Origin of the sequence: Silanimonas sp., from assembly GCF_027531545.1 — a bacterium.
Lineage (GTDB): Bacteria > Pseudomonadota > Gammaproteobacteria > Xanthomonadales > Xanthomonadaceae > Silanimonas.
The window spans coordinates 206,646-230,721 of sequence record NZ_JAPZSC010000016.1; the positions used below are offsets into that span (position 1 = coordinate 206,646).

23 protein-coding genes are annotated in these 24,076 nt (G+C 68.3%); 7 read left to right on the forward strand and 16 right to left on the reverse strand.

The genetic code is table 11. The features are described 5' to 3' along the window. Position 1: 1 nt before the first annotated feature. The 4 genes from bcsQ (at position 2) to O9280_RS09925 (ending at position 4,467) form a co-directional block, all read left to right on the forward strand. A complete protein-coding gene (gene bcsQ / locus O9280_RS09910) occupies positions 2–754 on the forward strand; it encodes a cellulose biosynthesis protein BcsQ (RefSeq protein ID WP_298341869.1) in 753 nt (250 codons plus the stop codon). Positions 755–843: 89 nt separating this feature from the next. After that, positions 844–1,881 (forward strand): glycosyl hydrolase family 18 protein, encoded by a 1,038-nt coding sequence (locus tag O9280_RS09915; protein ID WP_298341872.1) that lies wholly within the window; start codon positions 844–846, stop codon positions 1,879–1,881. Between the two features lie 38 nt (positions 1,882–1,919). Next, on the forward strand, positions 1,920–3,299 hold the full coding sequence (locus tag O9280_RS09920) for an MBOAT family protein (protein WP_298341875.1): 1,380 nt from the start codon (positions 1,920–1,922) through the stop codon (positions 3,297–3,299). A 10-nt stretch (positions 3,300–3,309) separates the two neighbouring features. After that, positions 3,310–4,467 carry a hypothetical protein gene (locus tag O9280_RS09925; RefSeq protein ID WP_298341878.1) on the forward strand — a complete coding sequence of 386 codons (1,158 nt, stop codon included), beginning with the start codon at positions 3,310–3,312 and terminating at the stop codon, positions 4,465–4,467. Positions 4,468–4,482: 15 nt separating this feature from the next. On the opposite strand, the gene O9280_RS09930 is transcribed toward O9280_RS09925, so the two are convergent. The 8 genes from O9280_RS09930 to O9280_RS09965 are packed head-to-tail and all read right to left on the reverse strand — an operon-like array spanning position 4,483 to position 15,439. Beyond that, positions 4,483–5,799 (reverse strand): hypothetical protein, encoded by a 1,317-nt coding sequence (locus O9280_RS09930; protein ID WP_298341879.1) that lies wholly within the window; start codon positions 5,797–5,799, stop codon positions 4,483–4,485. Then, entirely contained in the window at positions 5,796–6,476 is a 681-nt protein-coding gene (locus O9280_RS09935; RefSeq protein ID WP_298341881.1) for a DUF4397 domain-containing protein, read from the reverse strand. The genes O9280_RS09930 and O9280_RS09935 overlap by 4 nt, the downstream gene beginning before the upstream one ends. Continuing rightward, on the reverse strand, positions 6,473–7,900 hold the full coding sequence (locus O9280_RS09940; protein WP_298341884.1) for a hypothetical protein: 1,428 nt from the start codon (positions 7,898–7,900) through the stop codon (positions 6,473–6,475). Before O9280_RS09940 ends, O9280_RS09935 begins: the two co-directional genes overlap by 4 nt. Before the next feature lie 20 nt (positions 7,901–7,920). Continuing rightward, the gene (locus O9280_RS09945) at positions 7,921–9,786 is read right to left on the reverse strand and encodes a polysaccharide deacetylase family protein (RefSeq protein ID WP_298341887.1); all 1,866 of its coding nucleotides are present in this window, start codon (positions 9,784–9,786) and stop codon (positions 7,921–7,923) included. Next, on the reverse strand, positions 9,783–10,028 hold the full coding sequence (locus O9280_RS09950; protein WP_298341890.1) for a hypothetical protein: 246 nt from the start codon (positions 10,026–10,028) through the stop codon (positions 9,783–9,785). The genes O9280_RS09945 and O9280_RS09950 overlap by 4 nt, the downstream gene beginning before the upstream one ends. A 1-nt stretch (position 10,029) precedes the next feature. After that, complete coding sequence (locus tag O9280_RS09955) at positions 10,030–11,388, reverse strand: glycosyltransferase family 2 protein (RefSeq protein ID WP_298341893.1); 1,359 nt, start codon at positions 11,386–11,388, stop codon at positions 10,030–10,032. Further along, a complete protein-coding gene (locus O9280_RS09960) occupies positions 11,379–13,610 on the reverse strand; it encodes a hypothetical protein (protein ID WP_298341895.1) in 2,232 nt (743 codons plus the stop codon). The genes O9280_RS09955 and O9280_RS09960 overlap by 10 nt, the downstream gene beginning before the upstream one ends. Further along, positions 13,610–15,439: a BcsE family c-di-GMP-binding protein gene (locus tag O9280_RS09965; protein ID WP_298341898.1), complete on the reverse strand. Its 1,830-nt coding sequence runs from the start codon at positions 15,437–15,439 to the stop codon at positions 13,610–13,612. The genes O9280_RS09960 and O9280_RS09965 overlap by 1 nt, the downstream gene beginning before the upstream one ends. Positions 15,440–15,577: 138 nt before the next feature. Between O9280_RS09965 and rnr the strand changes: the two genes are divergently transcribed. Genes rnr through O9280_RS09980 form a run of 3 tightly spaced genes read left to right on the forward strand, consistent with a single transcriptional unit; the run spans position 15,578 to position 19,060 of the window. Then, positions 15,578–18,001, forward strand: a complete 2,424-nt coding sequence (rnr, locus tag O9280_RS09970; RefSeq protein WP_343228745.1) for a ribonuclease R — start codon at positions 15,578–15,580, stop codon at positions 17,999–18,001. Between the two features lie 22 nt (positions 18,002–18,023). Next, a complete protein-coding gene (rlmB, locus tag O9280_RS09975) occupies positions 18,024–18,770 on the forward strand; it encodes a 23S rRNA (guanosine(2251)-2'-O)-methyltransferase RlmB (protein WP_298341904.1) in 747 nt (248 codons plus the stop codon). Then, complete coding sequence (locus O9280_RS09980) at positions 18,767–19,060, forward strand: hypothetical protein (RefSeq protein WP_298341907.1); 294 nt, start codon at positions 18,767–18,769, stop codon at positions 19,058–19,060. The genes rlmB and O9280_RS09980 overlap by 4 nt, the downstream gene beginning before the upstream one ends. Positions 19,061–19,064: 4 nt before the next feature. Here the strand turns inward: O9280_RS09980 and O9280_RS09985 are convergent, their stop codons facing one another. The 8 genes from O9280_RS09985 to phoU all read right to left on the reverse strand — a co-directional run bounded on the left by O9280_RS09985 (position 19,065) and on the right by phoU (position 24,073). Continuing rightward, entirely contained in the window at positions 19,065–19,430 is a 366-nt protein-coding gene (locus O9280_RS09985) for a TfoX/Sxy family protein (protein ID WP_298341910.1), read from the reverse strand. Positions 19,431–19,436: 6 nt separating this feature from the next. Continuing rightward, positions 19,437–20,117 carry a ribonuclease T gene (gene rnt / locus O9280_RS09990; RefSeq protein WP_297864934.1) on the reverse strand — a complete coding sequence of 227 codons (681 nt, stop codon included), beginning with the start codon at positions 20,115–20,117 and terminating at the stop codon, positions 19,437–19,439. A 34-nt stretch (positions 20,118–20,151) separates the two neighbouring features. After that, positions 20,152–21,096, reverse strand: a complete 945-nt coding sequence (locus O9280_RS09995) for a phosphatidate cytidylyltransferase (protein WP_298341913.1) — start codon at positions 21,094–21,096, stop codon at positions 20,152–20,154. After that, on the reverse strand, positions 21,096–21,725 hold the full coding sequence (locus tag O9280_RS10000) for a lysophospholipid acyltransferase family protein (RefSeq protein ID WP_298342483.1): 630 nt from the start codon (positions 21,723–21,725) through the stop codon (positions 21,096–21,098). Before O9280_RS10000 ends, O9280_RS09995 begins: the two co-directional genes overlap by 1 nt. Continuing rightward, positions 21,725–22,363, reverse strand: coding sequence for a CDP-alcohol phosphatidyltransferase family protein (locus tag O9280_RS10005; protein WP_298341916.1), 639 nt, complete (start codon positions 22,361–22,363; stop codon positions 21,725–21,727). The genes O9280_RS10000 and O9280_RS10005 overlap by 1 nt, the downstream gene beginning before the upstream one ends. 120 nt (positions 22,364–22,483) lie before the next feature. Next, complete coding sequence (locus O9280_RS10010) at positions 22,484–22,900, reverse strand: hypothetical protein (RefSeq protein ID WP_298341919.1); 417 nt, start codon at positions 22,898–22,900, stop codon at positions 22,484–22,486. Positions 22,901–22,941: 41 nt separating this feature from the next. Further along, positions 22,942–23,376, reverse strand: coding sequence for a hypothetical protein (locus O9280_RS10015; RefSeq protein WP_298341923.1), 435 nt, complete (start codon positions 23,374–23,376; stop codon positions 22,942–22,944). Between the two features lie 4 nt (positions 23,377–23,380). Then, positions 23,381–24,073 (reverse strand): phosphate signaling complex protein PhoU, encoded by a 693-nt coding sequence (phoU, locus tag O9280_RS10020; RefSeq protein WP_298341926.1) that lies wholly within the window; start codon positions 24,071–24,073, stop codon positions 23,381–23,383. Positions 24,074–24,076 lie beyond the last annotated feature (3 nt).

Here is a 24,076-nt window from a genome sequence, read left to right on the forward strand (position 1 = left end):
CATGGCCGTGATCGCATTCGTTTCCGGAAAAGGAGGCGTGGGCAAGACGTCGCTCACGGCGGCGACGGCCGTCGCGCTCGCACAGCGCGGCCGGCGTGTCCTCGCGATCGATCTGGACCCGCAGAACGCGCTGCGCCTGCACCTCGGGATGGACCCGGCGGACCCGGCGGGCTGGTCGCGCGAAGGCTTCGGAACGACGGCGATCTTCGAAAGCGCTGGCGGCGTGTCCTTCCTCCCCTTCGGCACCTTGCTCGAGGCCGAACTGGAGGAGTTGGAGGCGGTGTTGCAGGACGATCGGCACTGGCTGGCGGAGCGACTCGCTGACGCGGCGGCGCGCGGACGCTTCGACTATGTCCTGATCGATACGCCCCCGGGGCCGACGGTGTTCCTGCAGCAGGCGCTGCAGGCCGCGCATCGAGCGCTGGTCGTGGTGCTGGCCGACGCGGCCTCGCTAACGACGCTGCCGATGTTCTTCCCGCTGATCGACGAGTTCACCGCCGGGCGTGACGGCTTCCAGGGCAGCCAGATCCTGATCAACCAGTTGCCGCACCAGAGCCGCCTCGGCCACCAGGTGCGCACGGCAATCCATGCCCATTTCCCGGGCCGCGTCGTTCCGGTCGCCGTGCATCGCGATGCGGCGGTGGCGGAGGCCCTGGCGTTCGAGCGCACCGTGCTCGACTACGAGCCGGGGGCCGAGGCCTGCCTCGACCTGCAGCATCTCGCCGATTGGCTGCTGGCCACGCTCGAGTCGTGAAACGCCTGCGCCATTGGGTTGCGGCCGTTTGCCTGATGCTGGTGCTTCCGGCAGCGGCTTCGTCTGTGCCCGCCACGTCGCCCCCGCCGATGACGGGCTACGTCGCTTGGTGGCTGGGTGATGCCTGGAAGACGACGCCGCTCGAGGGCTTCGAGCGGATCATCTTCATCGAGCAGCGGATCGATGTCTCCGGGCGCATCGCCGAGGCCAACGGTTGGCCGGAACAGTGGCAGGAACTCCGCGACGCTTCGCGCGAGGCTGGCGTCGGCATCGATCTTTCCCTCGGGCTCGTGCAGGAATCCGATTTCGCCGCGCTGTTCGCTTCGCCTGAGGCGCGTCGACGCTTGCTGCGCGAAACGGCCCGCCTCCTGCGGCAGCCCGATGTGGCGGGCCTGCACATCGACATCGAGGTCTATCGCCAGGCGTCCACGTCGCCGGAGGCCATTGCAGGCTTTCGTGCCTTTGTCGAGGAGCTCGCCCAACGGGCACGCCGCTCCAAACGCTGGCAGCTGAGCGTCTTCCTGCCGATCGGCGGTGAGTTGCAGCTCTACACGCCTGCCACGCTCGCCGGGATGTCCCGCGTGGTCGTGCAGGGCTACGACGCGCATTGGCCGGAGGGCCCCAATGCGGGCCCCGTGGCACCGCTGCGCGGTCCAGAGGCGGTCACGGTGGAAAAAGCCCTCGCCCAGGCCCGGGCCTTGGGCGTCGACGATGCGCGCCTCCGTCTCGCGTTCCCGCTCTACGGTTACGAATGGCCGGTGCAGGGCGAAGGGATCCGGCGCAAGACCACGGGCAAGGGGCGCGCGCTGCCGCTCGCACCATTGCCCGAAACGATGCGTGCGAGCTTTCCCTCGAGCGTCGTGGAGCGGGTCGCGCGACATGGCGCGGTGTTCCACCCGGAGAGCGCCTCCGGAAGCTATGCCTTCGAACAGGACGGCACCGCTTGGGAAGGGTGGTTCGAGGACTGGACGTCCCTTCAAGTCAAGCGCCAGTGGCTGAAGTGCGAGGGTGTCGATGGCCTGGCGTTCTTCGCGCTCGGCTATGACGCCGGCGCCCTCGTTTCCACCGTCGCCCATTCCTTCCCCGACGACTCCGCCTGCCTCGCGCCAACGCGAGCCGCGCCTTAGGCGGAAGGGTCGATGCATCAAGCCGGCAGGAGTTCGCCTTGCTCTTCAGCTCACAGCTCTTCCTCTATCTCTTCCTGCCGCTGTTCCTGCTGACGTACTACCTGTGTCCGCAGCGGTTCCGCTCGGCCCACATGTTGCTCTTCAGCTACGTCTTCTATGGATGGTGGCGTCCGGACTTCCTCGGCCTGCTCATCGGCGTGACGGTCGTGAGCTACTACGTCGCGGCGGCGCTTGAAGCGGCGGCGGTGCAGAACCGCAAGCGTTGGCTCGCGGTCGGTGTCACGGCCAATCTCGCCGCGCTCGGCTATTTCAAGTACGCGAACTTCGGCATCGACAGCCTCAATGCGCTGCTCACGGCCGCGGGTTTCGACACGATCGGTTGGACCAAGATCGTCCTGCCGATCGGATTGTCCTTCTACATCTTCCAAGCCATCAGCTACATCATCGACATCTATCGGAAGACGGCCCCCCCGGCGCGCAATCTCGTGGATTTCGCGGCCTTCATCGCGCTGTTCCCGCAGCTGGTTGCCGGCCCGGTGCTGCGCTATCACGACCTGGCCGAGCAGTTCTACGTCCGCACCTACTCGTGGGAACGTTTCTCCCGCGGCTCCATGATCTTCATGGTCGGCTTCTGCATGAAGGTGCTGGTCGCCGACACCGTTGCACCGCTGGTCGACGCGGTGTTCGCGCTGCAGGCCCCGACCCTCGTCGATGCGTGGATTGGCGCCCTGGCGTACACGATCCAGCTGTTCTTCGACTTCGCGGGTTACAGCACGATGGCGATCGGCATGGCGCTGATGATCGGCTTCGTCTTCATGGAGAACTTCAACGATCCCTACGTGTCGCGCTCGATCACGGAGTTCTGGAAGCGTTGGCATATCTCGCTTTCAAGCTGGCTGCGGGAGTACCTGTACATCTCGCTCGGCGGCAATCGCAAAGGGCGCCTGCGCACCTACATCAACCTGTTCCTGACCATGCTGCTTGGCGGCATCTGGCACGGTGCCAACTGGACCTTCGTCCTCTGGGGTATGTGGCATGGCGCGGTGCTTGCCTTCGAGCGCTACTGGGAAGAGAAGTTCGGCCCGTCGCGCTTGCCGGTACCCATCCAGGTGGCGCGCACGATGCTGCTCGTGATCATCGGTTGGGTAATGTTCCGTGCGACCACCGTTGATGGCGCACTTCAGATGTATGCCGGCATGCTCGGATTCAACGGCATCGGCATGAGTGATTTCCTCATGTCTGAGGTGACGACGGACCGCGTGGCGGTGCTCATCTTCGCTTTCCTGCTGGTCTATGCGATGCCTTGGATCAAGCGCAATGGCGACAACCTGCGTTGGGTGATCCTGCCGCTCTTCGCCTGGGCCGTGGCGACGCTGTCCGCGCAGTCCTTTTCGCCCTTCCTCTACTTCCAGTTCTGAGTGGCCGACCATGTCCATGGAAACTACGACGCAGAATCCGTCGCCCCGCCCGATCGGCATCCAGAACTTCCTCGCTTCCGCATTGCTGCTGGCGGTGATGGTGTTCGGCCTTTGGCAGATGGCGGGAGCCAGTCGCAACCTTGATCTCAGCGCCGTGCCTTGGGGTTGGGACCACTTCTGGGAGGGCAGCACCACGCAGGCTTTTGAAAAGCGCCTCGATCAGGCCGTGCCGGCTCGGCCCGAGCTGATCATGGCGGCGAACGCCGCGCGCTACTGGCTCACCCACGGCGCAGGCCCGAAGGTGCGAGTGGGTGACGACAACTGGCTGTTCCTCACCGAGGAGCTGCAGGTGGACGCCGGCGTGGGGCAGCGCCTGCAGCAGCGCGTCGCCCTGCTGGCCGATACGCATCGCGCACTCGAGGCCCGCGGTATCGCTTCTGTCATCTTGCTGGTGCCGGACAAGACGCGCGTGCATTCGGAGGCCTTGGGGGCGAGCCGCCCCGAATTCGTCGAGCGGCGCTATGCCCTGGGTCTGGAGGGCCTGAAGGCCGCGCACGTGCCGGTGATCGACCTGTATGCGGATATGCAGGCGGCGCTCCAGAACGACCCAACGCAGGAGCTCTACTACCGCACGGACACGCACTGGAACCAGAACGGTGCCGAGTTGGCGGCCAAGGCCGTCGCGCGCTGGAACAGCGAGAAAGGCATCGTCGCGGGCCAGACGGCGTTCGAGCTGCGTCGCGAAGGCGAGGGGGCCGAGCGCGTGGGCGACCTGCTGGCACTGATCGGGCTGGACAAGGCGCCGGCGTGGATGCGGCCGCGTGGCGACTGGGAAGTACCCGTCGTGGTGGAGGCGCAGGCCTCGGCGTCGGCCGACGCCTTGGGCGACCTGTTCGGTGACGCTGGCGTGCCCGTGGTGCTGCTGGGCACCTCCTACTCGCAGCGTGCCGCTTTCGGCGACTTCCTGCGCCTGCACCTCGGGAGCGAGGTGCTCAATGCGTCGAAGGACGGCGGGCGCATCGCCGGTTCCGCCGAGGAGTACTTCGCCGACGACGCGTTCAGCCAGTCGCCGCCGACCCTGGTGGTCTGGGAAGTGCCGGAGCGCTTCCTGACCCTGCCGATGGACGATGGAAAGTCCGAGCCCGTGGTGCTGCTTCCGGCCCCGTGAGGCCGGAAGCGGCGGTTACGGAGAAAGCGCGGGGAGGGTCGGCATCCGGCAGAGCGCGATGTCCTCGAGTTGCAGCGCGGCCGCCCCCTCGCTGCCCACCGTGAGGGCCTCGATGCTGGCGCCTTCGGGGAGCGGCATGCGGAAGGCCTGCCATGTGCCGTCTCCGCGGACCTCGAGCGTTTGCGTGGTAATGGCACCTGCCGTGTCGCGCCACGCGATGGAGATCTGATTCGGTCCGGTCACGGCCAGCGTGGCGGACAGATAGGCATCGCCTTGAGGTTCCAGCGACCACGAGCCGCCCGTTTCGCCGGTGCCCACCGTCCCGGCAGGAGTGCAATCCCGCGTGATCCATGCCGCGGCACGCCGGAGCCAAGTGCGTTCGTCGACGATGTAGCGCGCTTCGCGGTAGGGATAGCTCGGCGGCGCCGCGAGGCCGCGCTCGGGGATCTCGACGACGAGGAGCTTCGGCGGCTGCGTCTGGAAGCCGTCGTCGCGCAGATAGAGTTCCAGTCCCACCCAATGCCCGCGATCCGCAGCGACGGACAGGTCCGCGACATCGCGCTGCAGGGCGAAGCGAAGGGCGTCCGGGAAGCCTGTCCACGTGCCGCTGAAGCTGCTGCCCATCAGCGCGATGCCCGGCGTGGCATCCTCGGCGAGCAAGTCGCCGCCCGCCGGTGCGGTCACGCCGAACACGCGCACCTGCTCGGGCTCGAAGGCGGGCGTGCCCGCCGGAAGGATGGACGTCAGGTCGCCCAAGGCCAGCGTCTGCGGCGTCGGATTCCATTCCAGCGTGTAGGCGCGGGAGGGAAGCGCGTCGAGGGCGGCCTGCGTCCCATCCTTGCCGTTGGCGTGTTGCGCGATCCGTTCGGCCGCCAGCAGGGAGCCTGTTTGCGACCAGTGGCTGTCCAGCCGCATGAACAGGGGATCACCGTTTCCGGCGCGTGCCTGCTCAAGGAACGGCGTCTGCAGGTCGACGACATCGACGCCGCCTTGCTGCAGCGCCTGCAGGCTCTTGCCGTAGTGCTCGACGAGGAAGGGTGTCAGCGCCCGATCGGCCGGGAGATTCTCCGGGTAAATCCGGACCTTGGCAGGCACCACGGCGAGCATCATCCGCGTGCCGTTGGCCGCGAGCAGCTCCGACAGCGCCGAGAACAGGTCAATGGATTTCGTGACCGAGGGCTGCTCGCTCGCGTCAGTGAAGTCGTAGCGGTAATACAGCCAGCCGTTCTGGCCGACGATCCCGGCGTCCTGCTGCGCTGCCACGGGGGCAGCGAACTGCACGGCGAGGCCGGCAGCAAGCGCCGCCCACAAGCGCTTGTGATTCATCCTCATGGCGTCCCCGTGTAGCGTTCGACGCGGTTGAGCACGGCCTTCAGCACCGGCCCGTCCTTGCCGGGAAGGATGAACAGGCTGTAGGTGCCGCCGTATTCCATGGCCAGGGGGGCGCCGGGTGCCGCGACGGCGGTGCCGCTGCGAGCAAGGCCGAACCCGATGTTCAGCGGGTTGACCGGGCGCGACACCGAGGCGCCTTCGGCGACGGCTGGGAAAACGACCTGTGCACGCTCGCCAGCGGTGACATCAAGAGGGCCGGTGCCCGGCGCGAGGTGATAGGCCGTCAGCACCGCCTTGAGCTTGTTGGTATTGGCCTTGTCCTCGAAGCGCAGGGGCTCGGTGCCCGGCGCGCGGCTCGTGTAGGCGAGCGTCAGGGCTTTGCCCGCCGGCGCCTCCAGCGTCGTCTCCAGCACCTGGCCGCCCGCGCTCAGCTTCAGAACGTGCGTGCCGGCGGAAAGCACGAGGTATTCGCCCGGCTCTCCGGCTGCGAGGGCGGCCCCGCGCGGCTTGCCATCGACGGTCAGCGTCATGGCAGGGCCATCAGCGGCGACCAGCAGTCGCACGTAGGCGGAATTGGCCGGCGGTTCGGGATCGTAGAGCAGGCCCGTCTGTTGCGCGTTCGCCATGCCGGACAGCAGCAGGACGGCGAGGGTGAGAAAACGGCGGCGGGCGATCATCGCTTGGCTCCTTCAGGAAGGCCGGCAATCAAGGACGCCTCATGCCGGCACACGGCCGGCTGGGCGATGGCGAAATTCTCCCCGGCGCCCGGGAAGATGCGCAGGCTGCGGGCGCCCTTCGCGTCGGCGGGCAGGCGCGTCTTCAATGCCATCGGCGTACCGTCCTCGGGGAGGCCCATCGTCCAGCTGGCGGCCTTGCCCGCGGCACCGGTGGCTTCGAAGCGGACCGTGCCGCCCCCCTGGATGGCGACATCCGCCCAGAGGTAATCCGTCGTGTCCAAGGCTTGGGCGAAATCGAGCTGGACGTAGCTGTCGGCATTGCTGGGGCCGTAGCCCACGCCGCCGTCGGCCAGTCGCGTCTGCGCGTCGGGGAGATTGGCTTCGGACAACTGCACCGCCACGGGCGAGGTCGCGCAGTTGCGCGAAACCGCCGTGGCGACGTTCAGCAACCACTCCTTGCTGTCGCGGAAGTACTCGGCATCGCGCCAGGGCGAGTCGGGCGGATTCACGCTGTCGCGCTCGGGCACTTCCCAGATCAGCAGCTTCGGCGGATGCAGCTGGAAGGCGGGGTCGCGGGTGTAGTTCTCCATGCCCACGAAGGGGCCCTGGCGACCGGGGATGGAGATGTCGAGCAGCTGGCGCTGCAGGGCAACGCGAACCGCATCCGGGTATTGCGTGCCGGGGTGCGTGAAGCTGCTGCCGATCACGGTCACCTGCGGCACGCCGGATTCACCCGTCAGCGCGTCCACCGAGCCAGCGTCGAGCGCCTGCACGGTGAAGCGGAGCACGGTTTCCGCCGGTGGCGGCGTGGCGCCCGCCGGCAGGGTTGGCAGGAGATCGGTCGTCAGCGAGGGCTCGCGCTCGCCGTTCGGGGATGCAGCGAACTGCGCTTCGGGGATGCTGGCGAGCACGCCGCTGGCCTTCGCATCGGCGTCGATGGCTTTGCGGATGGTCTGCCCGGCCAACATCGCCCCGGTGGGCGTCCAATGCGAGTCGAGGCGAAGGAACAGCGGTTCGCCGCCCTTGGCGGCCTCGGCCTGGAAGGCCGGCAGCTGGTCGGCCACCGTCATGCCCGCAGCTCGCAGTGCCTGCACCATGCGCTGGTTGCGACTCTCCGTGCCAGGCGCGGCACCGAAATCGGCGGGCAGGTACTGCGGATAGATCTGCAGCTTCAGCGGGGTGACGGTGAACACGACATGCACGTCGTTCGCCGCCATCACACGGCCGGCGCGCGCCAGCATGTCGGTGAAGCGGTCCACTTCGGGCATGAGGGAGGCGTCGAAGCGCTCCCAACGGAAGTACAGCCAGTCTTCCTTGCCGACGATCGTGCCGGTTTCTTCCGCATGGGCTGCGGGCATGAGGGCCGCGGCGAAGAGGGCGGCGGCGATGGTCTGGCCCAATCGGGCCTGCGGTTTCTTCAACATGGTCGTGGGCGGCTCCAGCCCTAGAACGTGATTTGGTAATGATAGTTGCCGGCCGGAAGTTCGCCGAAGCGCACGCTGGCCCGGTAGGGATCGATCGGCGCCACCTCGACCGGCGGCATGCCCGTCTTGGCGCCTCGGACCGTCGGCAGGACATTCTTCCGCGGCAGCATCACGACGACGGACACGCCGTCCACCGGCTCGCCCGGCGTGACGCTCAGGTCGAACTCGGCGCGGAGGCCGAGATCGCGGGAAACCACGCGCACGCGATCGCGATCCCGCCACCACTCGGCGACCTCGCCGGCCGATGCCAGCCAGACCGTTTCACGCCGCGAGGCCAGCTGGTGCAGGTAGATCGAAACGGCCGATGCCAAGGGGCTGCCCGGGGCGAAATTCTGCGTGTGCACGGACAGAATGCCCAAGGCCCCCTGTGACTCCACCAGGGCCAGCTCGTCGCCCAGACGCTGGGCGAGGACGACGGCATCGGTGGTGCCTTCCGACAGCAGGTTGATGTCGTCCCGCTGGGTGCGTGGCAGCACGACGAGTTGCTGCGCCGCACCCTCCTCGGCGGCGAACAGCGGCAGCCTCGCATCGCTGCGATGCGGGTCGGCGAGGTGGTGGGTGAAGCCCTTCTCCGCCAGCAGTCGCTCGGTGGTCGCGTCGTAGCCTTCGGTCGGCGCACGGAAGCCCATCGTCGTCTGGTCGCTCGGAAGGGCCGTCGCCAGTTGTGCCTGCATAGTCTCGAGGCGTTGGCGCTGCGTCGCCTCCGGCAGGTCCTTGAACGAGGTGTGGACCTCGCCATGGAAAGCCACCTCGTGCGAGCGCGCGAGAGTCTTCACCACGTCGGGGAATTCCATGCCCATTGAGGTCAGCACGTAGAACGTGCCCCGGTAGCCGATGTTGTCCATCAGCGAAGCCAGGTGCAGGGCATTGCGGAATTGGTCTTCCGTATCCATCTCGACGATCTGCGCGGCTCGATGCCCAGCAGGCCAGTTCGCCAGCATCGCGTCGGGGCGACGGCCGAGGAAGGCCAGCGCATCCTCGATCACCGGCGCAATGCGGTGGGGCTGGTACTCCCACGTGCTTTCGGAGAAGCCGAGGACCACCGAGCGGCCGCCGCGCTCGTCCTCCCCATAGACGATGGCTCCGTTGGCGAGCTCGGCAGGCGCCGGTGTGCGCGCCCAATCCATGAACCGACCCGCGAGCTGGGCATCGTTGATCGGCATCAGGCGCAGGAGCGGCTCGTGGTTGGCGCCGAGCCAGATGCGCAGGCCGGCAGCCTGCTGGCGGTTGATCGGCGATTCGCCGTCGAGGACGAGGAAGCCGGGGGCATCCTCGGCCTTCGCCACTTCGCCATTGACCCGCGCCTGGCCCATGCGCTCGAGCCATTCCCATCCCGTCCACTGGTTCGCGTCGTCCCGTGTTCCGCTGGCCCAGGTCAGCAGCACGTTGCCGCCGTCGGCCTTGAAGGCCTCGATCGCGCTGCGCTCCTGCGGGCTCAATGCCACGGCCGAAGGGACGATGAGGATGCGCCCCTCGCCCTTGGACAACGCCTCCGGCGTGCTGGCTTCGGTGACCCGCCAGCGCTGTGCCGAGAGATGTTTCCGCCACGGTGAGAGCAGCACCTCGTAGTTGCCGCCGACCCCGGTGAAGTAGCGTTGCGTCGTGGGCGAAACGAACAGCACCACATCACGGCTGCCTTCGCTTTGCACGAGCGGTGGCAGGGCGGTGTCGAGGCGGTCCGGCACCGGCCATCCCAAGGTCCGCATGGCCAGCAGGTACACCAGCGCGAGCATCGCCAAGCCGCCAACGACGAGCGCGGGGAGGTAGATGCCCATGCGCCGGTAACCCGGCCGGGTCTCGAATTCCGTCGGATCTTCCATGCTCATGGCGCGGCCTCGCCCTTGCCCTCGGGCACATCCGCGCCTGCACTTTCGGGCTTCGTGGTTTCCGGGATGAATCGCGTCAGGAAGACGGGTTCGCGTGTCCCGTGCAGCGGGACGGTCGGATCATGGCGTTTCGGCTTGCGCTTCTCGCGCATCTTGAAGGCCGCGTACGCCGCGACCGCCACCACCAAGGTGCCGATGGTGGTCAGCAGGATCACGGTGGCCAGGATGGAGATCAGGTCCACGTCAGAGTTTTCCTTCGCGTTGCAGTTTGCCCCAGGTCATCGATTTCCCCCGCCATTCCTCGATGGTGGCGAAGACCTTGGCGACGTCGACGATGACGATGTAGAACAGGCGGAAATAGATGGAGTAGCCGATCAGCGACGGATCTTCCTCTTCGACGATCACGCAGTACGCGGCGGCGATCACATCCAGCAGCGTCAGCTGCAGCCACCAGAAGAAGATGAACGTCGCGACGCCGTAATACAGGCCGACGTAGGCGAAGAACAGGCTGCCCAGTACGGTCGAGAAGGGCCACAGGATGCCCTCGAAGAGCATGTACCAAAGGATGAAGAAGTTGACGCCGCCTTTCCGCGGGCGCCACAGCGCCGAAGCGTGCTTGCGGATGGCCTGCAGGATGCCCCGCGTCCAGCGGTAGCGCTGCTTCAGCAGGTCGAGCAGGCGGCTTGGCGTTTCCACCCAGGCCACCGCGGCGGGTTCATAGGCGATCTGCCAGCCGCGCATCAGCAGCTTCAGCGTCAGGTCGGCGTCTTCCGCGAACGTGTCGTGGTCGTAGCCGCCGGCCTGCTGCAAGACGGTCTTGCGGAACATCCCGAGCGGCCCCGGGATGATGACCACCGAGCGCAGGTAACTCTGCGCCTTTCGGGCCATGGCCAGGCCCTCGATGTACTCGACCGCCTGGATCTTGGCCCACAGGCTTTCCCGGTTGAGCACCTTGACGTTGCCGGCCACCGCGCCGATCCGCGGGTTGTCGAAATGCCGGATGCACGCCCGCAGGGAGTTCGGCGAGAGCTTGGTGTCGCCGTCCATGTTGAGGATGAATTCGCCGCGCGCCTGCGTCATCCCCGTATTCAGCGCATCGGACTTGCCGCCGTTGCGCTTGTTGATGACGCGCACCGGCACGTTCGTGGATTCGCGGGCGACCACGAGGGCTTTCTCGTAGGTGTCGTCCGTGGACCCGTCGTTGACGACGAGGATCTCGTAGTTCGGGTAATCGAGGTGCAGGAGCGAGCGGATCGCCGGCTGGATGACCAGCCCTTCGTTGTAGGCCGGCACCACGAGGCTGATCATCGGCAACTGGCGGTCTTGCTTCTCCGTCGGCGGCGGCGCCGTCCGGTCGGACAGCGTGTACTCGATGTGCTCCATGAAGGAGTAGAGCAGCAGGAAGGCGTACCGCAGCACCAGGATGGCCAGGAAGACCATCAGGTACAGCCCGACCGCTCCGAGGATCCAGTTCTCCAGGAACACGCGCAGCGCGCCCGACCCGAGCTGCAGGATCTTCCCGTACGTCGCCGCGAGCAGCGCGACGAGGAAGAGCACCGCGCCGACGGCGATCAAGACCCGCCAGGTGCGTGTTAGCGCCACACCTTCTCCACCTGCAGGTTCGCCGACCGCGCGCCGTAGGCCGCGTTGTCGCGGAAGCTCGACATGCGCCAGAACCCGAACGAGAACGCGAGGTCTTCGGCGAACTGGTAGCGTCCGCCGAGCGACAGGCTCCAGGACGTTCCGGACTCCTCAAGCAGTGGCGTGCCGTACTGGGCGCTGCCATAAAGGCTCCAGCGGCCCAGGCTCCAGTCGCCGCTGAAGCCCGCGTAGGCCGAGCCATGGCCGAGGGAGGGCGACCAGTACTCGGCGGCCGGGCGCATGGCCTGGCGGAACTCCACGCCGAGCAGGGGACGCCAACGCGTGCCCAAGGGGCGCCATGACGGCGTCCAGCGCAGTTGCGCCGCACTGATCGAGTTGCCGTCGGTGATCCCGTAGTAGTCGACCTGCCCGTAGAGCTGGCCCCAGTCGAATTCACCCATCGTTTCGAGGCCGCTGTGCCTCGCGACCAGCCCGCGGAGGGCAGCGCGCGGCGCCAGTGCTTCGTGGCTCCAGTCGAGTCGGCCGACCCGGAACCACACCGGCCATTCGTGGAGCTTGATGCGGGCGGAACCGAAGATGGAGTCGTCTTCCCGCTCCTGCAGCAGACCCGCCTCGAGCACGGCGAGGCGGGGTGGCAGCGGCGGCTGCGGCGGGTGTGCCGCTTGTTGCTGCAGCGAAAGCGTGAGTTGCGGCTGCAGCGGATGCCCCAGCATTTCGATGCTGGCAGAGAGGCTCTGTCGGCTGGTTTCGGCCCGGCGTGGGATCGGAAACGGGTCCCGGATGCTGAGCGGCGGGATCTCCCACTCGATGCTGTCGTCGTAACGGGCGAGCTTCACCTCGTAGCGGGTATCCCCCGAGGCGTTGTGCCAGCGGTGCCCGAGCATGGCGCCGCGCCGCTCGACCGGGTTGATGTCGGTGGTGTATTCCACGCCGAACGTCGTCCGCGGCGCGAGGCCGAGGCGTGACTGCCTCATGCCCTCGAGAGCGTCGCTGTCGTCCGGGTGGCGATCGAGCACGGCCTGGTAGCCCGCCATCGCGAGATCAAAGCGCCCATTCCATCGCTGGGTGTTCGCCAGCCCGAGTCGGGCGTCGCGATCGACCTTCGAATCGAAGAGCGCCCGGTACTGCGCTTGGCCCCCTTGGAGCTTCCCGCTCCAGGCGAGGCTGTTGGCCACCTTGAGGTGGAGCTCGGCATCGATCGGCGCCTTCTCGAGCAGGGCAAGGCCCTCTGCGCCCGCTTCGGCGTACTCGCCCTTCGCGTACAGGGCATCGATGCGCTGCGTTGGCGTGGCGGGTGCGGCGGCCTGCGGTCGTGTGGCCGGTCGCCCTGCGGGCGCGGCCAGCGAGGCAGGCGCGCCGAGCCGGCGGGGTTGCGCGTTGGCGGTACTGGCAGTGGCCGTTGCCGGGCTGCCGAGCCGGCGAGGCTGCGTCGAGGCCGTGTTCGCGTTCCTCGGCGCGGGCGGAGGCGCGGCGAGTGTCCGCGGCTGCGCCGGAGCGGCGGTGGCCGGGCTGCCGAGCCGGCGGGGTTGAGTGTTGGCTGTGGTGGCCGTCGCGGCGGCGGGCGGCGGCGCGGCGAGTGTCCGCGGCTGCGCTGGAGTCGCCGTGGCCGGGCTGCCGAGCCGGCGGGGTGCCGCCAGCGCGCCTGGCGTGGTCGCGGTCGTCGCCGGAGCGGCCACGCGGGCGGTCTGGTTCACCGGGGCGCTGGCGGGCGCCGCTGCCGTTGCGGCGGGCTCACGAACTGCGGGTGCCGCTCGTGCCGTCGAAGCAAGCGCGGTCGCCCGTGCCGCGGGCGCCGCCGGCGTGGTGCGGAGAGGCGGCGCGACGGTTTGCGGCATGGCCGGTGCCGGGCGCGCGGCGATGGCCACGCGGGTGGGGGCCGTGTCGACTGGTGGCGCGGCAGGCCGGCTGGGCGCGCGTCCGGCCAGCGCGGCCAGTCGTCCCTGCGCGGCGCCTTGCAGGGGAGTGCCCTGCAAGGCGGAGAACTGGGCGGCCGCCTCATCCAGTCGTCCCGCACGCTCGAGGCTGTCCGCGACGAGGTAGCGCAGGCTGTGGTCCCAAGGTTGCTCCAGTACGCCCTTGAGGCCGAGATCGGCGGCAGCGGCATGACGATCCGCAGCGCGCAAAGCCGCCATCTCCCCGAGATCGACGGAGGCCTTCAGGTCACTCGATGCGCCAAACAGCAGCAGGGCGAGCCAGGCCGTCCGGCATGCTGGCGATGACATCAAGCGCCCTCGTCCTGGTCGGGGCCTGCGAGCGGGCGGCGCGCACGCGCCATCGAGGCCTGTCCCTTCCCACTTTCCCGGGCGAGGCGGCCACCGTATCGGAAGCGCCGCAGGTCGATGGGCTCAGAGACCTCGACGACCGGTGCCTGCCGGGCGATTTGGAGCTCGCGCCCATCGCGGGTCCGGCTGGCGCGGGAGAGCGGCACCGGCGCTCGCGGGCCGGAGGCCTCGGCTTGCGGGCCGCGCGCGGAAGCGACTCCCGCCAAGCGGTCTCGCAGATCCGGCATTGGCTGGGAGCGGGTACGTTCACCGAGCGCGGCGAGTTCGCGCTGGATGTCTTCCCGCGATGTCAGGCTCCGCGTCTCGGACAGCAAGGCGTCCGCCGATTGGCCCAGCGCGCGCTCCAAGGTCATCCTCAGGCTGCTGGCCGGGCACCCGGCGAAGAAAAAGTACGCTTGCTCGCCGTCGCAGGTGAGCAGGTCGCCGGCGCGGGACAGGCGGCAGCCGTCAAGGATCTCCTCGAGAACCAGATCGCGCCCGGCGCGCGCCACGACCAAGGCTCCCGGCACGTTCAGGACCGCGGCGCGCTCGAGGATCATCATGGCTTCCTGCGCGAAAGGCATAGGCAGCAGATAGCCGCGCAGCGGGGTGACCGACACGCTCGCCAGGGCGGTGTCGAAGTCCACGCTGATCTCGCGATCGAAGGTTTGCCCTTCGATCGATTGCACGGCCAGCGGCCAGCGGCTCTCCGGCGTACCGCGATGGACGATGAGGTTGGCGCCCAGATTGAGCAGCAGAGCCTCGTTGGCGTACCGGAGGGAGGCGCCCTGCTCGAAGATCAGGATCTTCGCGCCCCGTCCCACGGAGATGCGAAGCGTGTGGACCGTCTGCGCCAATTCCCGTACCGACGTGTCGCTCGTGAAGGTCAGCAGCACCGTGGGCGTGCGGCTGCCCTGGCAGGCCTGCAGGAGACCGATCAGCGACTCGCGATGGCTCCATTGGCCGGGCAGTGCCGAGTCGAGGAGGGCGAGCGACCGGTCGAGGTAGAAGTAGCGCGTCTCGCCAACGGGTTGCGCTGGGGCCAGGGGCTGACCGACTTCCACGTTCGACACGACGCCATGTTCCAGGACGGCATAGCCCTGTGGCGCCCGCTGGACCGGGAAGCTGCGCGCGGCGATCGCGCCGTGATGCGACTGCCAGTAATCGAAAGTCAGCTCGAGACCGTCATCGCCGGCGTTCAGCCGGGCGATTCCCGCGAGGTGGTCGGCCATCGCCATCAGCGTGTTCATCGCTTGCGGCGCGTTCGAAAGGTGGACGAAGCTGAGGAGCACGGTGCTGCCGGACTCCTCGGCCCAACGATGAAGGGCTTCGATCTGTTCGAGCGCCAAGCCGAGGTCGTTGAGGCCCAAGAGCTCGTCAGCCTGGTCGAACACCAAGAGCCCGTTCTTCGGAAAGCCGAATCGTTCGAATTCGGCGACGAGTGCGGTGGCTCCGAAACGGAACATCTTCTTGCTGAAATCGCCCTGCTGGACGAAGACGCCGAGCTTTCCCGTTTCGATGCTGTGCTGGACGTCGGGCAAGCCATTCGATGCAAGGCGGCCGAGGAACTGCTCCGGCTTGCCGGCCACCACCAGAGTCCCGGGCTGCCCGGAAGCCGTCGCCCACCCGAGCGCTCCGGCAAGCAGGGGGATGCGTGCCGGCGGGGTCTCGGTGGTGAGGGCGTAGATACCGCCGGCGTTCATGCCCCCTGCGAACGCAGGGAGGCCACGAACGCCCAAGACCGCGCGGGGTGCCTCGGCGGGGTCGCGGTCGTCGAACGTGGGGGGCATAGATGACACTCTTTATGGACCGCATGAGTTTAGACGAGGAATCCTGACCAGATCGGAGGAGGCCACGGGGTGGCGGTGTACCATCCCGGAATGAAAAAACCTCCGAGAAAGGCCGGCGGGAAGCAGCTTCCGCCATGGATGCCCGATGTTTTCCGATCGAGCGAGGCACCGCGGCCGGGGGGAGGCTCCGGTAAAAGGTCGTCACGCGTTGCCGCGCCGCACCAGACGTCCTCGCCGCGTCGCGCCGGACCACCGGAGTTCCGCGACCCCCATGCGGGCCGCGAGGCGCAGCGCTACGACAACCCGATCACCAGCCGCGAGGCCATCCTCGCGCACCTCGTCGCCGCGCCCGGCCCGGTGACCGCCGACGAACTGGCCAAGGCCTTCGACCTCGAGGCACCCGACCGTTTCGAGGCGCTGTCGAAGCGGCTCGCCGCGATGGTGCGCGACGGCCAATTGCTGCTGAACCGCCGCGGCGGCTTCGCTCCGGCCGAACGGCTCGACCTCATCCCGGGCCGCGTCATCGCCAACCCGGACGGCTTCGGCTTCCTGAAGCCCGAGGACGGCAGCGACGACCTGTTCCTGGCGCCGAACGAGATGCGCAAGGTGATGCATGGCGATCGCGTGCTCGGCTGCGTCACCGGCGTCGACCGTCGCGGACGCCGCGAAGGCGCGATCGTCGAAGTGCTCGAACGCCGGCTCACCCGCGTGATGGGCCGCTTCGAGGAACGCGCGGGCATCGGCTACGTGGTGCCGGACGACCGTCGCATCCTCGCGGAGGTCCTGATCCCGCCGCTCGCACGCAACGGCGCGAAGGAAGGCCAGCGCGTGGTCGCCGAGATCACCGCGCCGCCGGAGTCGGGTCGCCCGCCCTTCGGCCGCATCCTGGTCGTGCTGGGTGACCGGCTCACCGCCTCGCGCGTGGTCGAGGCCGCCATCCACACCCACAACCTGCCGCACGAGTTCCCGCAGGAAACGCTGCACGAGGCCGAAGCCGTGCCGCTCGAGGTGCCGGCCGACGTCGCCGCGAAGCGCGTCGATCTGCGCAACGTGCCGCTGGTCACCATCGACGGCGAGGACGCGAAGGACTTCGACGACGCCGTGTGGTGCGAAGCGGACGGCAAGGGTTTCCGCCTGATCGTCGCCATCGCCGACGTCTCGGCCTACGTGCGCCCGGGCACGGCGCTCGACGCCGAGGCCGTGCAGCGCGGTACGTCGGTGTACTTCCCCGGCTTCGTCGTGCCGATGCTGCCGGAGACGCTCAGCAACGGCATTTGCTCGCTGAACCCGAAGGTCGAACGCCTGTGCTTCGTCTGCGACATGCGTGTCGATTTCGACGGCAACGTCAGCCGCTCGAAGTTCTACGAGGCGGTGATGCGTTCGCACGCCCGCCTGACGTACACGACGGTGGGCAAGGCCATCGACGGTGACGAGGAAGCGCTCGTCCAGCTCGGTTCGCTGCGGCCGCAGATCGAGGCCCTGCACCAGCTCTACCGGGTGCTGTCGAAGGCGCGCGGCGAGCGCGGCGCGATCGAATTCGAATCGGGCGAAGTGCGCTTCGTGCTCGACGCCAAGGGCGAGGTGATCCAGGCCGGCATGCTGGAGCGCAACGACGCCCACAAGCTGATCGAGGAATGCATGATCGCGGCGAACGTCGAGGCCGCGCGCTTCGTCATCCGCAAGAAGATCCCGGCACCGTTCCGCATCCACGACCGTCCGCCGGAGCGCAAGTACACCGAGCTGTTGGAATTCCTGATGGAGTTCGGCCTGCGCCTGCCGCCTTGGCAGAAGGTCGAGCCCAAGGACTTCACCACCCTGCTGCGCAAGGTGCGCAAGCGCCCGGACGCCGCCCTGCTGGAGACCGTGCTGCTGCGCTCGCAGAGCCTCGCGCAGTACTCCATCGAGAACATCGGCCACTTCGGCCTCGCGCTGGAAAGCTACGGCCACTTCACCTCGCCGATCCGCCGCTACCCGGACCTGCTGCTGCACCGTTCGATCAAGCACATCCTCAATGGCGGCAGCGCCAGCGACTTCAACTACACCGAGAAGGAAATGGGCACGCTGTGCCTCGCCTGCTCGGAGAAGGAGCGCCGCGCCGACGAGGCCGAGCGCGAGGTCGACGAGCGCTACCGCAGCGCGTGGATGGAGCAGCACGTCGGCAGCGATTTCGACGGCGTCGTGAGTGGCGTCACCAGCTTCGGCCTGTTCGTCGAGCTCATCGAGTCGAAGGTCAACGGGCTCGTGCACGTGACCATGCTGCCGCACGACTACTACCACTTCGACGCCACGCGGAAAACGCTGGCGGGCGAGCGCCGGGGTTTGGCGTGGTCGCTCGGCGATACGGTGCGGGTGAAGGTGCTGCGCGCTTCCGTCGAGGACCGCCGCATCGATTTCAAGCTGGTGCTGCCGGACGAGATCGACACGCCGCGCAAGGGCGGCACGCCGACCACGCGCCCGCACCCCGACGCCAAGGCGCCGCGCGGTGCGGCAAAGGCTGGCCCCGGCAAGCCTGCTGGCAAGGGCGGCGCGCCCAAATCGAAGGCCGGCAAGTCCCGCCGCTGACGAACACGACACGGAACCCCTCATGAGCAAGACCAGCTGGATTGTCGGCATCAATGCCGTCGCCTCCGCCCTCGAGCACGACGTCGCCAATGTGCGCGAAGTGCTGATGGAGAACAGTGGCAAGAACCCTCGCCTTTCCGAGATCGAGAAGGAAGCCGTCGATTGCGGCATCCAAGTGCGGAAGGTGAACACGCAGGCGCTGGAAGGCATCGCCGGCGGCACGCGCCACCAGGGCGTCGCCGCGCGCTACGAAGCCGCCAAGCTGCTCGACGAGAAGGACCTGAAGGGGCTGGTCGAAGGCGCGGAGGGCAAGGCCCTGGTGCTCGTGCTCGACGGCGTGCAGGACCCGCACAACCTCGGCGCCTGCCTGCGCAGCGCCGCGGCGGCGGGCGTGACCTGCGTGATCATCCCGAAGGACAAGGCCGTCGGCGTCACGGCGACGGTTCGCAAGACCGCTGCCGGCGCCGCGGACCGCATCGCGCTCGTGCAGGTGACGAACCTCGCCCGCGCGCTGCGCGAGCTGAAGGATCTCGGCGTGTGGCTCTACGGCTTCGCCGGTGAAGCGAAGGCTTCGATCTACTCGCTCGACCTCAAGGGCAATGTGGGTCTCGTGCTCGGGGGCGAGGGCGACGGCCTGCGCCGCCTCACCGGCGAGACCTGCGACCAGCTCGTCCGCATCCCGATGCCCGGCGACATGGAGAGCCTCAATGTCTCCGTCGCGACCGGCGTCGCGCTGTTCGAGGCGGTCCGCCAGCGGGGCGCCGCGTGAGCCTGCAGTGGTTCGACTTCGTCGGCATGGCCGGCATCGGCTTCGTGCTGCTGGCCTACGCGCTGCTGCAGGCGGGCAAGCTGCAGGGCAGCTCGATCGGCTACCAGGTCGCGAACCTGTTCGGATCGATCTTCATCCTTGTCTCGATCTTCGGTTCGCCGGCCCCGATCACCGAGGTGCTCACGCCCTTCCTGATGCAGATCGCCTGGATCGCGATCAGCCTTTACGGCCTGTGGCGCGGCTTGGCAGCGCGTGCGGCGGCGTTCCGCGCGCCGAAATCCCCGGCGTAAGCGCTCAGCGCTTTGGTTTCTTCGGCGCGGCCGGTTTGGCCGCGGCTTTCTTCGCGGCCTTCGGTTTCGGCGGCGGCAGCGCTTTCGCGGTGTCGCGCAGCAGCGCGGCCAACGCTTCCGGATCGTCCAGCCATTCGTCGATCAGGGCGTGCGGCTTGGCGCCCGGGTAGGGCGGGGCCATCGGCGCCGTGGCCAGCCGAGCGGCCGTGGCCGGCGTGGGCTTGAGGAACAGCTGGTTGTCGCAGGCCAGCGCCACCACGAGGCCGTCCACGTACACGGCGTACTCGCCGAACATCTTCTTCAGCGCGACCTCGCCCGCGGCGCGGGCCTGTTCGCGGACGTACTCGGCGAAATCGGCGTCGGTGGCCATGGCGGCTCAGTCCTGCGCGGCGCGCTGCAGGTCGAGGTCGTTGAACTGCTTCCAGCGGTTCATCACCGCGCAGAACAGCTGCGCCGTGCGCTCGGTGTCGTAGACGGCCGAATGCGCCTCGTTGCCGTCCCAGGGCAGCCCTGCGGCTTGGACCGCCTTGGCGAGCACCGTCTGGCCGTAGGCCATGCCGGCCAGCGTCACCGTGTCCATCGTGCTGAAGGGATGGAAGGGGCTGCGCTTGTGTCCGACACGTGCGATCGCCGCGTTGAGGAAACCGAGGTCGAAGTGCGCGTTGTGGCCGACGAGGATGGCGCGCTGGCAGCCGTTGCGTTTCGCCGCCGCGCGCACCGGGGTGAAGATGCGGTCGAGCGCGAGCTTCTCCGGTTGCGCGTCGCGGAACGGGTGGTCGAGCTGGATGCCGGTGATCTCCAGCGACTTCGGGTCGATCTCGAGGCCCGGCGCGGGCTCCACATGCACGCTCACCGTTTCGCCGGGAAACAGGAAGCCCTCGTCGTCCATCTCGATCGGCACCGCGGCGATTTCCAGCAGGGCATGCCGCGCGGACTCGAAGCCGCCGGTCTCGACATCAACGACGACCGGAAGGAAGCCGCGGAAGCGCGAGGCCATCGGCGGCGCGCCGGTGGCGGCGGGCGTGCCCTGCGGGCCCTGTTCGTCGAAATCGCTCATGCCCGCAGGATACCAGCCGCCGCGCGCCGGCCCCTCAGGTCCAGAAGTAGCGCACGAGGTGGAAGAAGATCGGCGCCGAGAAGCACAGCGAATCGAGGCGGTCGAGCATGCCGCCGTGGCCCTCGATCAGGTGCCCCCAGTCCTTGATGCCGCGGTCGCGCTTGATCGCCGACAGCACCAGCCCGCCGAAGAAGCCCATCACGCAGCTCGCGAAGGCCAGGCCCGCGGCCTGCAGCGGCGTGAACGGCGTGATCCAGGCCATCGCCGCGCCCAGCGCCGTCGCGCTGAGGATGCCGCCGATGAGCCCCTCCCAAGTCTTCGAGGGCGACAGCGTGGGCGAGAGCTTGTGGCGGCCGAGCAGCTTGCCCCAGATGTACTGCAGCACGTCGCTGCCTTGAACGACGAGGATCAGGAAGGCGATCAGCAGCATGCCCTCGCCTTCGTGGCCGGGGATGCGCAGGTCGAGCAGGGCGGGGAGGTGCGACAGGCTGTACACCGCCACCATCACGCCCCACTGGATCGTCGCCGCGCGCGTGAGGAAGCGCTTCGGGTCGCCGCTCAGCGCGGCGAGGATGGGCAGCAACAGGAAGCCGTACACCGGCACCAGGATCGACCACAGGCTGTACCAGTCGACCCAGATCAGCGCGTAGTGCACCGGCAGGCACAGGAAGAAGCTGGCCAGCAGGGCGTGGTGGTCGCCGCGCCGCGTGTCGGTGATGGTGAGGAACTCGCGTAGCGCCAGGAAGCTCAGCAGCGCGAAGAAGCCGATGACGGCACTGCGCCCCATCCAGAACACCAGGCCGAGCAAGCCCACCATCCACCACCACGCGTTGACGCGGGCGACGAGGTTGTCGATGACGGCGTTCGGCTGCCCCTTGGCCACGGCGTGTCGCAGCCCGAGGCCGACGAGGCTGGCGAGCAGCAGCGTGCCGCCGAGGCCGGTGAACAGAAGGACGAACGGATTGGTGAAGTCGGGCATCAGCGGTCGTCCTGTTCGGGGGCCAAGGCGAGCAGGGCCTCGCGGGCGCGTTGCAGGAAGGTGCACTTGGGTTCGCCTTCGTCGACGTGCAGCGGCTCGCCTAAGCGCACCGTGCACAGCAGCGGCACCGGCAGCAGTTCGCCCTTCGGCATCACGCGATTGAGGTTGTCGATCCACACCGGCACGAGGTTCAGCGCCGGACGGCGGCGGCCCACGTGCCAGAGGCCGGCTTTGAAGGGCAGCAACCGCTCTTCGGTGAGATTGCGCGTGCCTTCCGGGAAGAGGATCAGCGAATCGTCGGCGTCGATGGCTTCGAGCATCTGTTCGACCGGATCGGCGGTGCGGGTGGCCGGGTTGCGGTCGACGAGCACGGCGCGGAACACGCGTTGGCCGATGAAGCGCCGCAGCGGGTCGCCGTTCCAGTAGTCGGCGCCGGCGACGGGACGCGTGCGTACGCGTTCGTGGGCTTCGAGCGAGGACCACAGCAGGACGAAGTCGCCGTGGCTGCTGTGGTTGGCGAAGTAGACGCGCTGCAGGCCGGGGGGCGGCGGGGCCATCCAGATGGTGCGTGCGCCGGTGAGCAGGCGCGTGGCCGTGGTGATCGCGGCGGCGGCGAGGCGGGCGAGCATCAGCGCAGCCCCGCGCGCACGCGATTCACGATCGTCCACGCCAGCAGCAGGCAGAACACCGGCATCAGCCACGCGATCCACGCCGGCAGCGATCCGGCGAGGCCGAGCCAGAGGCCGAGTGCGCCGAACACGAAGGCGCGGTCGCTCTTGCCCAACGGGCCGTCGTAGCGACGCGCGCCACCCATAATCGGGCCGAGCGCGCCCGCATATTCGCTGAGGATGGCCAGCAGCACGACGCCCACCACCCAGCCCGGACCGAAGGGCGCGACCAGCGCGAAGGGCAGGAAGAGCGCGCTGTCGGCGATGACGTCGGTGAGTTCGTTGAGGTAGCCGCCGAGTCGCGACTGCTGGCCGAACTCGCGGGCCAACATGCCGTCGACGGCGTTCAAGGCCATGCGCAGCAGCATCCACGCGGGGAGCAGCAGGAACAGCCCGGGTCGTGGGGCGTAGGCCAAGGTGGCGCCGAGCGCCACGGACACGACGCAGGTGGCGACGGTGACCTGGTTGGCGGTGATGCCGGCCCCAGCCAGGGCGGCAACGCCCGGGCGAAGCAGGGCCTGGAAGCGGGGCTTGAGGGCGTAGAGCGTCAAGGGGGCATTGGGGAGTGAGGGGCCAGCCACGCTAACGATCGGCCCCATAGGCGGCAAGGTCGGTGTGACCTATGGCCTGGGCGCGTGATCGCGAGTCGTGCATCCAGCGACGCTTCGCGGTTCGAATCCGCTACCGCATCCCCCGCGCTGTCGGACGGCCCGCCGAGCTCAGTCGGCCGTGGCCAGCTGCTGGCGAACCCAGGCCTCGGCCTCCTCGAACCGGTCGAATTCGCGGAACGGGCTGAATCCGCTGAACACGCTGGCGAAGATCGGCATCATCAAGCTGCGGCCTTCGATATCGGCTGCCGCGACGTAGGCGTTCGCGAACGGCGCGAGGCCGGAGCGCCGCCACTCGCCGAGCAATTGGTCGAAGGCTTCCAGAGCATCGGGCGTGGCCAGCATGCTCCGGTGGAACGTGCTGACATGGGCGAAGGGCCCGCCATCGGCCAGGCGCTGGAGCAGCGGTCGATAAGCGCGGATCACCGCTTCCACGATCTCGCCATCGAAGGGCCCCGTCGACTCGAAGAACAGCACCCGATCCGCGATGTGGGCGGTGATGTGGCCGCGCGGCGCGTGGGGGATCACGGCCTAAGGCCCCGCGGAGCGCTCGGGCGGGGCCGCCCGGCTCACGGCGTGCCCGCCAGTGCGCGGGCGATCCAGGCTTCCGCCTCGTCCCGCTGCTCGAAGATCTCGAGTAGCGCTCCTTCCCAGGCGCGCCGGTAGTGGGCTTCCACGATCGTCTTTCCCTCCACATCGGGCCCGACCACGTAGGCGCTGGCCGTCGGCAGGATGCCCATCGCCTTCCAATCGGCGATCAGGGCGGCGAACGTGGTGAAGGCCTCCGGCGTTGCCAGCATGCTTTCGTGGAACGTGCTGATGTGCCCGAACGGGCCGTCCGCGGCCATCGACGCCATGATCGGCGTGTAGGCCGTGCGCATCACCGCGACTGCCTCAGCGTTGAACGGACCGGTGGCCTCGAAGTAGACCACCCGGCCGTGGGGATGCACCTCTACCCGCCCGTGGGCGGGGAAAAGGTCTCCGTCGAGGCGAGGCGAAGCCACCGGCTTACTCGCTGGTCTTGTCGGCCTTTTCTCGGCTTCCCGCCATCGACTCGCCGTGCACCAGGAACCAGGTGTTCTCGGCGATGTTGGTGGCGTGGTCACCGATGCGCTCGATGTTCTTGGCCATGAACAGCAGATGCGTGCACGGCGTGATCTGCTTCGGATCCTCCGCCATGTAGGTCAGCAACTCGCGGAACAGGCTGGTGTAAGCCGCATCGAGTTCGGCGTCGCGGTTGCGCATCGCAGCGGCACGGTCGGCGTCGCGCAAGCGGTAGGCCTCGAGAGCTTCCGCGAGAAGCTCCGACGCCAGCGTCGCAAGGGCGGGCAGGCCGCGTGCCGGGGCCACCGGGGCGCTCTGGTTCAGCACCATCGAGCGCTTCGCCACGTTGGAAGCGTAGTCGCCGATGCGTTCGATGTCGGCGGCGATGCGCAGCGCGGCATAGACCTCGCGCAGGTCGCGGGCCATCGGCTGGCGCAGGGCCAGCACGCGCAGCACGTCGTTGGAGATGACCTGCTCCAGCTCGTCGATGGCGTCGTCGTTGATGGTGACGCGCTCGGCCGCCTTGCTGTCGCGGCGTTGCAGCACGTCGATGGCCGCTTCGATCTGGCCCAGGGCCATCTCGCCCATGCGGGTGATCTCGCCGTTGATGCGCTCGAGCTCGGCGTCGAAGCTCTTGACGATGTGTTCGGTGCCCATGAT

Excerpts from the sequence above, each read along its gene's own strand:
- O9280_RS10000 (WP_298342483.1), bottom strand. The coding sequence starts at position 21,725 with ATGCTCGCCCGCCTCGCCGCCGCCGCGATCACCACGGCCACGCGCCTG.
- O9280_RS09960 (WP_298341895.1), bottom strand. The coding sequence starts at position 13,610 with ATGTCATCGCCAGCATGCCGGACGGCCTGGCTCGCCCTGCTGCTGTTT.
- rnt (WP_297864934.1), bottom strand. The coding sequence starts at position 20,117 with ATGAGCGATTTCGACGAACAGGGCCCGCAGGGCACGCCCGCCGCCACC.
- O9280_RS09925 (WP_298341878.1), top strand. The coding sequence starts at position 3,310 with ATGTCCATGGAAACTACGACGCAGAATCCGTCGCCCCGCCCGATCGGC.
- rnr (WP_343228745.1), top strand. The coding sequence starts at position 15,578 with ATGCCCGATGTTTTCCGATCGAGCGAGGCACCGCGGCCGGGGGGAGGC.
- bcsQ (WP_298341869.1), top strand. The coding sequence starts at position 2 with ATGGCCGTGATCGCATTCGTTTCCGGAAAAGGAGGCGTGGGCAAGACG.
- rlmB (WP_298341904.1), top strand. The coding sequence starts at position 18,024 with ATGAGCAAGACCAGCTGGATTGTCGGCATCAATGCCGTCGCCTCCGCC.
- O9280_RS09930 (WP_298341879.1), bottom strand. The coding sequence starts at position 5,799 with ATGAGGATGAATCACAAGCGCTTGTGGGCGGCGCTTGCTGCCGGCCTC.
- O9280_RS09915 (WP_298341872.1), top strand. The coding sequence starts at position 844 with ATGACGGGCTACGTCGCTTGGTGGCTGGGTGATGCCTGGAAGACGACG.
- O9280_RS09985 (WP_298341910.1), bottom strand. The coding sequence starts at position 19,430 with ATGGCCACCGACGCCGATTTCGCCGAGTACGTCCGCGAACAGGCCCGC.
- O9280_RS09995 (WP_298341913.1), bottom strand. The coding sequence starts at position 21,096 with ATGCCCGACTTCACCAATCCGTTCGTCCTTCTGTTCACCGGCCTCGGC.
- O9280_RS09940 (WP_298341884.1), bottom strand. The coding sequence starts at position 7,900 with ATGTTGAAGAAACCGCAGGCCCGATTGGGCCAGACCATCGCCGCCGCC.
- O9280_RS09935 (WP_298341881.1), bottom strand. The coding sequence starts at position 6,476 with ATGATCGCCCGCCGCCGTTTTCTCACCCTCGCCGTCCTGCTGCTGTCC.
- O9280_RS09965 (WP_298341898.1), bottom strand. The coding sequence starts at position 15,439 with ATGCCCCCCACGTTCGACGACCGCGACCCCGCCGAGGCACCCCGCGCG.
- phoU (WP_298341926.1), bottom strand. The coding sequence starts at position 24,073 with ATGGGCACCGAACACATCGTCAAGAGCTTCGACGCCGAGCTCGAGCGC.
- O9280_RS09945 (WP_298341887.1), bottom strand. The coding sequence starts at position 9,786 with ATGAGCATGGAAGATCCGACGGAATTCGAGACCCGGCCGGGTTACCGG.
- O9280_RS10005 (WP_298341916.1), bottom strand. The coding sequence starts at position 22,363 with ATGGGGCCGATCGTTAGCGTGGCTGGCCCCTCACTCCCCAATGCCCCC.